Origin of the sequence: Hymenobacter sp. UV11 (genome assembly GCF_004684095.1) — a bacterium.
GTDB lineage: Bacteria > Bacteroidota > Bacteroidia > Cytophagales > Hymenobacteraceae > Hymenobacter.
In genome coordinates, this window is record NZ_SRII01000034.1 from 1 (window position 1) to 9,075 (window position 9,075).

Genomic DNA, 9,075 nt, shown 5'->3' on the forward strand with positions numbered 1-9,075 from the left:
TCAAGCAAGCCTTTGCCATTGTCAAGTCGGGCCAGCCCTATCAAGCAAATTTTACGTCAAAACTTGCCCTCAATCCTTGACTTTTAACACCGTTCATAGAATGTAAAACGACTTTTATCCTACTCGAAATATCAATTGGTTGAACGGCAAGGAGCTACTAATCAGTAAACTCCTTCAATTTTTGTTCAAGAGCTTTGCTCTTGTAGTAACGCAGGCAGCCAATAAATACACTGCGGGTGCCAAAAGGCGTCACGGGAAAGCTACGAGCGATTTGATTGCCCAAACTGGCCACTTTGCCCATGTACGCATAAGAATGCTGCCCATTTTCTAAAGCATGCTCCATTATCAGTTGCCCGCTGGTGTCTTTGGATAGCAAACTGTCTTTGGGAAATCCAGCGTTGATGCAGCTACACAGAAACACTTCTTTGGCTGTCATCGCCTCCTGGGGAAGGGCTGGGTGATCTTTCTGGGCTGCTGCTATCCACGGCAAAAAAAGCAAGCTACTAGCAAGAAGAAAGCGCGTCATGTGTGTAGGAAAGCAAACGGGTTACTGTTTTTTAAGGAGTATTCCCGCGAAAGTACCACACCAAGCGCAGCAGCCAATTCGACCAAAAACCGCACTGATTCCAAGGCGTGTCCGAGACGATGCGTTATGTAAAGTGGCTTTTCCAAGGAATCAGTAGGGAAATAATCATTCTCCTATTGCCCTAAAAGTACTATTTTTGAGCAGTTTTACTATCGCATTTCAATACAGTGAAGGATTTCGACCAGTTCGCCACTCATATTCAGACCCTCATCGCGACTAATTCAGACAGTATGGATTTTGGCGACTTCGGAATGTACACGTCGCTGGAGTGGATAGAGAAGGCACAAACGCGTCTAAAGGTGGTGTTTCCCGCTTCCTACTGTTGGTGGCTTCAACACTACGGAGGAGGGCAAATCTATGGAGATGAGATATTTAGTATCTATAGGCTAGATTTCGACCAGGTTGTTGGCGGCGATGTAGTGTATGTGAATGAACACGCTCGGGCAAACTATCATTGGCCTGCTGAGCACTTGCTAATCATGCATACGGACCAGGCGCAAGACTTTTACATTGACCTAACCCAAGTTGTAGGCGCAACGGAATCACCCGTTTATGTGTCGCAAGGAGAAAATACGCGCTTATATGCGGCTAACTTCTTCGATTTTTTAGAAAAGCAGTTGGCAGATACTTATCTAACATTTTAATGGATAAGCGAATATCCTCCTCTCAAAAGTTAGAGGGGGTAATTAGGTTTTATAGCCGAGCTTGTCACATTTTCTAAACCAACGACTGACAAATGACTAGGGCTAGCTATGAGCAGTCAAGGTGTGTTGAGTGCCTACTCAGTAGAGTTGAATTTGCTTAGAATTTCCGCAATATCCTTTGGTGTGAAGTCGTATGACTGACTGAGGTCAAGACGTTTATCAAAGAAGCGAGTTGCTTGCTGCCACTTTGCTTCAAAAACTACTTGAAAGACCTGGTCCTCCTCATATTGGCTAGCTAGGTTGAGGGTGGTTTCGGCCATGTGACAAGTCCCGCGCTCTGTTCGGGAGCCAGGGGCAATTTCACAGTATAGCATGAGGTTACCATAGTCCTCCACTTGTCGAAGTGGTTCTCCGGATTCTATATCGTACTCGACATACTGCAATCCCACTCCCCATACTTGATTTTCTAAAGCATATTTACTGTAAGACCTCATTGTGACGAGCGTAAATCAAGGCTACTAAGCAAAAACGAGCCGAGTGCGAAGGTAGGCTTTCTAGTAATCCAGTGGGTAGCAGAGGTCGGCCCCGAAAGGCGCACCTTGAAGGGGCTCAAAAAGTCCCTTCCCGAGCGAGTGGCTCAGAAATTACGCAGCAGATGCATTTCTAGCCCGCGTTGAGGGTCTAAGAAGCTAGAAAAGGGGGTGTCAGTAAGGCGCACCTTTCGGGGCCAGCCTACATTTACCCATGCTCTCTTTGTCTAGTCTTCGACTGTTGTTACCAGTGGCGCGTCTTATGCTACCTCCCTTACCTAGCGGTGAGTTCTCCCCAACAGCTATTCCCGCTGACACGCTCCAACGACTATCCTTACCCAATGGCTATCAACTAGTCCGCATAAGAGATAGTGCTGCGCATCAACTCCGGCTCGTCCGGCACCGGCAACTTGTTCACACAATCGACTTTCCGAGTCAAGCTCAGCGACAAGGATTCTCCGTGAACTGGATTCGCAAAACGCCGACGGGCTTCGCACTTTCTATCGAGTATGGTACGCGCATCTGGGTAGATCGCACCTTCTTCTTTACATATCGCAAGAGCCACTTTTACCTAGTCCAAATCCGCACCACACGCATGGACAAAGTGCAGCCCGAAAAGCTTGTAAACACCCATAAACTACTGCGGCCGAGCGTTGCGCTCCCTCACTTTGTTCTAACGAACTATATGCCGCTCTAAAAGCGCTCGTTTAACAACTGGCTAGAGCAGCCTGAGACGTTTTACAGTAGTTCGTTTAAGAAACGTGACAACGATGGGAGCACCACCTCTACATTCTGCTTCAAATAATGTCGCCGCACATCACATGCGACTACCAATCTCCTTTTGGCTACTCGCCCTTCTGACTATCGCCCTCGCAGGCGGTACGGCGTACCTGTATGGGGCCGAATTTGTGACCGTTGCCATCCTAAGACAGACAGCTGGCTACCCTTTTGGTGGCGAAGGACCAGCTCCCTGGACTTATCAAACAGCTGCTCGCTATGCCGGCTTTACCGGTAGTATTGGCCTGCCCGCTTTGTGCTTGTTTGGTATAGCGCTCTGGGCCACGATGAAGCAAAAAGCGGCTTTGTTAGGGCTTACCCTCTTCCTAACACTGCTGTTGCTAGCTGTTGCGCTGGTCGTTGGAATGATTGGAATGGAATAGCGACTAGGCTGGCAAATAGGGTTTTGCAGGTAAAAGGCGACAGATTACTTCTGCTGTTCATCCTTGGAAAAGCCACTTTACATAACGCATCTTACCGGACAACTCTCGGAATAGTGGTGGTTTCGACGTGGCCGGCCGCTGCGCCCGACGTGGTATTTTAGCAGGAGCAACATATTGCCTAGAAGCTCATCATTAAGCCTTTTCTCTTATCCATGCTCAGTCGCCTCTTTCTCGGATTCTCCTGGGCCGCCTTTGTTTTAACCGCGAACGTCACGCTGGCCCAGCATTCACCCCGATTAGAGTTGCGGGCTAACAGAGGGGATAGCGAGGCGGACAAACGCTTTGTGGCCACGTGTCTCTGTACCCAGCCGGTAAATGACTTGTTACGCGGCTATCCTTACGCGGATACCGTTCGACAGCTGACTGCCTTCATCACCCTCGAGCCAGCCCTCAAGCTGCCCGGTGCCTGCAATGGCATTTACTACTTTTACTTACGGTCACCGCACTGGAAAACACCTACTTTCCGAAGCGGCACCTATACCTATAACTACCTGGTCATCCTAAATCAGCAACTCACCGTGTTTGCCGGACAGGACCCCGCTAATAGCCGAAAATACCGCGCCATTCGTAAATCCTTGATTCAGTCCATCGGGAAATCTAAGGCCGACTCCCTTAAGCGTGAATTGCTCGTTGGGTACCGGCAATTAGGCGAATGACTTAGCCAAACAGTCGTTCAAGCAGCGTGACAAAGCTTTTTACATACTGTGAACGACCGTTTACAATACGTAAAGACACTGGCGAGAGAGCATTTCACAGTCTTTAAACGCACGTTCAATAAACGTTATAAACTCGGCTATTAAGGAAAATCAGGGAGTGTCTCAAGCAAGAGGCAGGAGAATAGCCTATTGGCACCCAGCTGGTAATCACTTGTTAGAAAGATATTTAAGTTATAAAAACTAAACCAAGAGTTTAGTTTTTATAACCATTGCTCGTAAAATCACGCTACTTTAGCTGTTAAACAAAACGTTTAACAGAACTGCCATGCAGCCCCAGGACGCAGAAACAGAACCGGAGTTAAGTATAACATTGGCCAAAAGTGGCGCAACAGAACCGGAGTTGAGTGCAACACTGGCCGAAAGCGACGTAACAGAACCGGAACAAAACATAACTAAACCCAAATCCAAGGGAGGAAGGCCCCGTAAAGCGCCCGATACGGGTTTGTGGGCTATTCGTGGGGTAGATATTGAAACGCGGGCTATTGTCGAGAAGACAGCACAGCGAGTTGGTAAGACAATGGGCCAGTTTGTAAACGAGGACGTGCGGTCCTTTTGTCAAGGCCAGCTCACCCAATCACAGTTGCCGGCCAGCCCCCGCGACTTGCAAGTGCAGGTGGAGCAACTGACTCAGCTAGTCGAAGGGATTGCGGCCCGTATGGCTGAGCCAGCCCGTAAGGGATTTTGGCAAAGAGTATTTGGTAGGGAATAGAAGCCAAGCCTCGATTACTCAAGCTTTATCTGGCTTGTCAAATAATGGCCCGCTATTGGCTTTCTTGATTCCCAGTACCGTCAGTAGCAGCCCCGAGAGCGAGTGCGCCTTAGCGTGCTTACCAGTCTTTATGTCGTGGGCGAACTTGTTGCAGGCCGCGACGTGGGCCGCATTGCCTAGGATAGTAGCCACGAGAGTGGGCGTGATGATGCCAATTTGAGCCAGCAGGCGGCCAGCGTTGTCTACTTGGTGCTGTTGAAGGCCAGCCGGAGCTGCCGCGCCTTGTACCAGTTCAAAGGGGATAGTTTCGGCTAAGGCTTGGGGCTTGACCGTGAAAATGATGTTTTTGAAAGCTTTACCCTTCTTCTCTAGCTTGTAGCTGACGTGGAGTTCCGTATGCTCGTTGATTTGCTTAACCGCAATATCTAAAACCTTGCTTTTTAGATCGCTAACCCTTTCAACCTTGTCATTTCCCTTCTCGTCAATCAGACCGAGCATCCTCTTAAATTCCTCTATGTCATACTTTTTTGTTTCGCCTAGGTCTTTCCACTGGCTACATAGCGGATAAATGCGCTTAGCGTACTTGCTAGTGAGACGAAGCGCAGCTGCCAGCGCGTAGCTGGTGAAGTTGTTCTTGAGTTCAAATAGGTAGGGTAAAACGTGCTTAGTTAAGTCAAATTCAATGATTCCTTGCCCTTTGAGGTAGCGTATTCGTTGGAACATCCAAAGCTGTTGATACTCGTTCGCATCTTCTACTTCCAGCATACGAGAACCCATATCAGCCGTGGCTTTTTGTAGGTAAGCCCCATTGTATCGCTTACCAGTCAGGCTAGATAGCTCCATAATGTCTAGTTTGTAGACAGTATCTGTTTCGCCTTTCCGCAGCTTGGAGATGATGAAAAAAAGCAAGTCTAGCTGCAACTGCGTGTATTCATAGCGGGCATTCGTGAGTGCGTTATGCTGACGTACCTCTAACTCCTTCTCCATTAGATAATATCTAGCTGATTGAGGGGCAATTATACGTAAAAAACGCTAATGATTTACGATAGACGTTTTAAATTACCGTTTTTACTACACGAAAAGCCGTTTTTTACTACACGAAAAGCCGTTTTTACTACACGAAAAGCCGTTTTTACTACACGAAAAGCCGTTTTTACTACACGAAAAGCCGTTTTTGAAGGCTGCAAGTTACTGTACGTCAATACCTTGTGGACCTCTCAAATAAGACAAAGCTTTACAAATACACAAATTGTGATTCGCGCGAGGGAAAAAGGCTTTCAGAATGTGGATAACTCAAATCGGCGTGAGCGGCGCAGCCCAAACAAAAACAACAAATATCTAGAAGCCAGTGTCTTGCGAGTATAGTAAATAAACTACGTAATTAGCAATCAATAGTTTATAAAGGCACAATTGACGGGCTTATATGCTTTTTTCGCCTTCTCTGTACCGTTTGCGGACTTCGGCCCGGTGGTCGTCGCGCCAAGCCTGCACGATGTTGGCCAGCAAGTCTGTCAGGCTCACCTCTACGCCGGGCAAGTTGACGACCGTGGCCAGGGCGCGGTGCAGCTCGACGGGCAGGTACACGCTTTGCTTCTTGGTGACCTCTTGGGCAGGAGTCGTAAAATAGGCCAACGGACGCGGCTGAGGCGACGCAGGAGTCGCCGAGGTACTTGGAGCTGGTTCGGGGGCTTTGAGGGCCACAGACGTCACCGCAGGGGCCAACGGAATAGCTGACGCGGGTAGGTGCTGACCAGCTACTACCGAAGCCGAGTCGGCCGCTGGGGAAGCCGTCAGGGGCTCTTGGCTGATGGATTGAAGATAATCAGCGAGTGCTGGATGAGGGGTTTTGTCGGCCATGAGGGTAGAGTAAAGACCAGGAAAAGGAGAGCTATTTTCAGCTTTGAACGAGCGTACAAGCCAGCAAGTTTAGCTATTCTTTTTCCCCTTTTTGTTGTTTTGTACCTATCTACTTAAAAAGCTAAAAAGCTACAAGTAGAAAGCTGCTAATTACTGAAAGTAAAAAGCTAACCAGCTACAGCTTTTATACTGATTAGCTATTTAGCTATCCTAAGGCAGTTGCTGGGGGCAGTGGGGAATAGTAACCTTAGCCCTAGTGCGCGCGCATCCCTAGTGGCCCCTTTCCCGTATGTTCTATAGTGACGGAGCAAGACGTGTTAATAGTGCCTATTAGCGTCTTGCTTTTTGCTCCTATCGTCGCAAAAAGACCTCTCGCATGGACCCCACGCTGCCCTTAGTTCCCGCTCCCAAACGCCCCCGAGTCGGTAAGGCTAGAGGTGGGCGAAAGGAAATTCCCGACGCCGACAAGCGGACGGAGCGAATCGTTTTGCACGTCACCAAAGCCACGTATACGGAGCTGAAAGACCTGGCGAAAGCCAGCGGCCGTCCGCTGGCGGTAGTCGTTCGGTCGTTGACTAGGCCGCAACGGAAGGGGCTGACGCCCGAGCAATTTGGGCTGTTGCGGCAGCTGGCGGGCATGGCCACTAACCTGAACCAGCTGGCTAAGCGCGGGCACCAGGACGGGTTCGGCGCGGTGGCCCACCAGGTGACGCAGGCTGCCGAGCAGCTCAGCGCTTTGCTCGATACCTACACCGGCACGGCGGGCAGCGATGATTAGCCGGACCGTCATCGGCCGCAGCTTCGGGGGGCTGGCGCGCTACTTAGTAGAGGGCCACAAAGGCCAGGAGGTCGACAAGCAAGCGGAACTGCTGGGCTCGGCCGGCGTGCGCACGGACACCATAGCTCACATGATAGCCGACTTCAATCTGGGCCGGCAGCTGCACCCCGAACTGGGCAAGGCCGTGTGGCATACCTCCCTCAGCTTTAACCCCGACGACGCGGCCAAGCTCACGGGCGAGAAGATGCGGGCGATTGCCGAGGACTACCTGCAGGAGATGAAACTGACCGGCACGCAGTACGCCATCATCCGGCACCGCGACCGCCCCGGCCACGAGCACGTCCACATCATTGCCAACCGGGTAGCGGACGACGGGCACACGATTAGCGACAGCAACAGCTTTTTGCGCTCGAAGGAGGCCCTGACCAAATTGATTCAGCGGCACGAGCTGACCCCGCCCCAGGGGTTACGGGTGGAGAAGCAACACCCCCAGCACTTGGAAGGGGCCGACAAAGCCCGGCACGAGGTGAAAGCGGCGCTGCACCAGGCGCTGGCCACGGCCACGGACCGGCCGGCGCTGCTGGCCACGTTGCGGGCTCAGGATATTACCGTCCGGGAGTACGCTACCAAGGCCGGCACCGTCGTCGGTATCGGCTTCGAGAAGGACGGGCACGCCTTCAAAGGCTCCGCTGTGGCGCGGGAGTACAGTTTGGCCGGCCTCGACAAGCAGTTGGCCGTGAACCAGGTGCGCCAGCAGGCCGAGCAGGCCCGCCAAGCCGCGGCCCAGGAGGCCGCCGCGCAGGAGCTACGGCAAGTGGCCGTGCAGCTGGCCCACCGGCAGGCGGCCGAACGCCAGGCCGCGCAGGTAGCCCAGCAGCAGGAAGCAGCGCGGCAGGCTGCCCAAGTGGCCCAGCGCCAGGAGGCCGACCGCCAGGCGGTGCAGCTGGCCCAGCGCCAGGAAGCCGAGCGCCAGGCCGCGCAGGCGGCCAAAGTGCCCGCGCTACCGGCCATCGAGCGCAAGTGGCAGGCAGCGCACCAGAACTATACGGCTGAGTTAGCCCAGCAAAACGCACCCATTCAGGCCCGTAACAAGATTGTTGACTCGTACAGCCAGCACTTAAAGGCGCAGCCGAACGAGGAAGGAATAGCCGCCGTGGTGAAGGCGATGAAAGGCGACCCCAGCCTAGCGGCGCTGCGGACAGAATTGGCCCGTCAGGTGGCCGCGCAGGAGACGCACGCGAACCAGTGGGCCGCTAGCTACGGTAAGCAAGCCGAATTGCAGCAGCAGGCGAAAGGCGGCTTTTGGGGAAAAAACGCGGCTTCGCGGGCCGCCGAGGAAAAATTGCAGTTTCTCACGGACAAGGCCCGGCCCCTGCCCGGCCTGCTGGAGCCGGACTTGCTGGCCTTTGCCCGCGCCGCCAAAGCGGCGGCCCGGCCGACCCCACCCATCGGGTTTGACGCCCGCACCTATTATCAACCGGAGAAGGTGGGCTTGAGCCTGACGGAGTACGCGGCCAAACGCGAGGCCGAACGGCAACTGGTGGTGCGCGTGCAGGAGCCGGTGGGCGACAGTCAGGCCACCGGCCGCGCCGACGCGTTGCAGCGCAGCTTGACGAGTAAAGGGGCTACTGTTTCAGCAAGTAGTACGGTTGATGCGCAGGGTAATCGGGTCATCGAGCTAACCGTGCAGTACAGTATGGAGCAGCCGCGTAGCGAAGTGAAGCAGCTCAGCCTCATGCTGGATTGGGCCGCGAAACAGCCGGGGTACCAGGTACAGGAGAAGGAGGCCGACCGGGCACAGCGCCAAGCCCCCGGCCAGCAGGACGCCCAAAGGGAGCAGGCCCGGACCCCCGGCAAAAGCCAGGGGTTCGGCTACGGTGGGCGGTAAAAGGTCGCCAGTAGAATAGGGGAAAACGCTTTTTACATGCTGTGAACGGTCGTTTATCCTATGTTTGCCTACCTGCCGTATTTGCGGCAATTGAGCCGGAAAAGAGGGGAGTAAGATTCGGACGTTTGGGAGCCATAGAGCTCGTAT

General features: G+C 52.8%; 10 protein-coding genes. 6 read left to right on the forward strand and 4 right to left on the reverse strand.

Going from position 1 to position 9,075, the window contains the following annotated elements; genetic code table 11:
• Positions 1-157: 157 nt before the first annotated feature.
• Positions 158-526, reverse strand: coding sequence for a hypothetical protein (locus E4631_RS25295; RefSeq protein ID WP_133655871.1), 369 nt, complete (start codon positions 524-526; stop codon positions 158-160).
• A gap of 227 nt (positions 527-753) precedes the next feature.
• Here E4631_RS25295 and E4631_RS25300 point away from each other — a divergent pair, with 227 nt between their 5' ends.
• The gene (locus tag E4631_RS25300; protein WP_135318677.1) at positions 754-1,230 is read left to right on the forward strand and encodes an SMI1/KNR4 family protein; all 477 of its coding nucleotides are present in this window, start codon (positions 754-756) and stop codon (positions 1,228-1,230) included.
• Between the two features lie 134 nt (positions 1,231-1,364).
• Here the strand turns inward: E4631_RS25300 and E4631_RS25305 are convergent, their stop codons facing one another.
• A complete protein-coding gene (locus E4631_RS25305; protein WP_133655869.1) occupies positions 1,365-1,550 on the reverse strand; it encodes a hypothetical protein in 186 nt (61 codons plus the stop codon).
• Positions 1,551-2,668: 1,118 nt separating this feature from the next.
• Between E4631_RS25305 and E4631_RS25310 the strand changes: the two genes are divergently transcribed.
• The 3 genes from E4631_RS25310 (at position 2,669) to E4631_RS25320 (ending at position 4,405) form a co-directional block, all read left to right on the forward strand.
• Positions 2,669-2,920 carry a hypothetical protein gene (locus E4631_RS25310; protein ID WP_133655868.1) on the forward strand — a complete coding sequence of 84 codons (252 nt, stop codon included), beginning with the start codon at positions 2,669-2,671 and terminating at the stop codon, positions 2,918-2,920.
• A 212-nt stretch (positions 2,921-3,132) separates the two neighbouring features.
• Complete coding sequence (locus E4631_RS25315; RefSeq protein ID WP_133655867.1) at positions 3,133-3,636, forward strand: hypothetical protein; 504 nt, start codon at positions 3,133-3,135, stop codon at positions 3,634-3,636.
• 325 nt (positions 3,637-3,961) lie between these two features.
• Entirely contained in the window at positions 3,962-4,405 is a 444-nt protein-coding gene (locus tag E4631_RS25320; RefSeq protein WP_240735242.1) for a hypothetical protein, read from the forward strand.
• Positions 4,406-4,423: 18 nt separating this feature from the next.
• Here E4631_RS25320 and E4631_RS25325 read toward each other — a convergent pair whose 3' ends face one another.
• Positions 4,424-5,392 (reverse strand): replication initiation protein, encoded by a 969-nt coding sequence (locus E4631_RS25325; RefSeq protein ID WP_133655865.1) that lies wholly within the window; start codon positions 5,390-5,392, stop codon positions 4,424-4,426.
• Between the two features lie 432 nt (positions 5,393-5,824).
• The gene (locus tag E4631_RS25330; protein WP_133655864.1) at positions 5,825-6,262 is read right to left on the reverse strand and encodes a hypothetical protein; all 438 of its coding nucleotides are present in this window, start codon (positions 6,260-6,262) and stop codon (positions 5,825-5,827) included.
• Between the two features lie 487 nt (positions 6,263-6,749).
• Here E4631_RS25330 and E4631_RS25335 point away from each other — a divergent pair, with 487 nt between their 5' ends.
• Entirely contained in the window at positions 6,750-7,040 is a 291-nt protein-coding gene (locus E4631_RS25335) for a MobC family plasmid mobilization relaxosome protein (protein ID WP_166647942.1), read from the forward strand.
• Positions 7,033-8,928, forward strand: a complete 1,896-nt coding sequence (locus E4631_RS25340) for a relaxase/mobilization nuclease domain-containing protein (RefSeq protein WP_133655862.1) — start codon at positions 7,033-7,035, stop codon at positions 8,926-8,928. Before E4631_RS25335 ends, E4631_RS25340 begins: the two co-directional genes overlap by 8 nt.
• Positions 8,929-9,075: the final 147 nt, after the last annotated feature.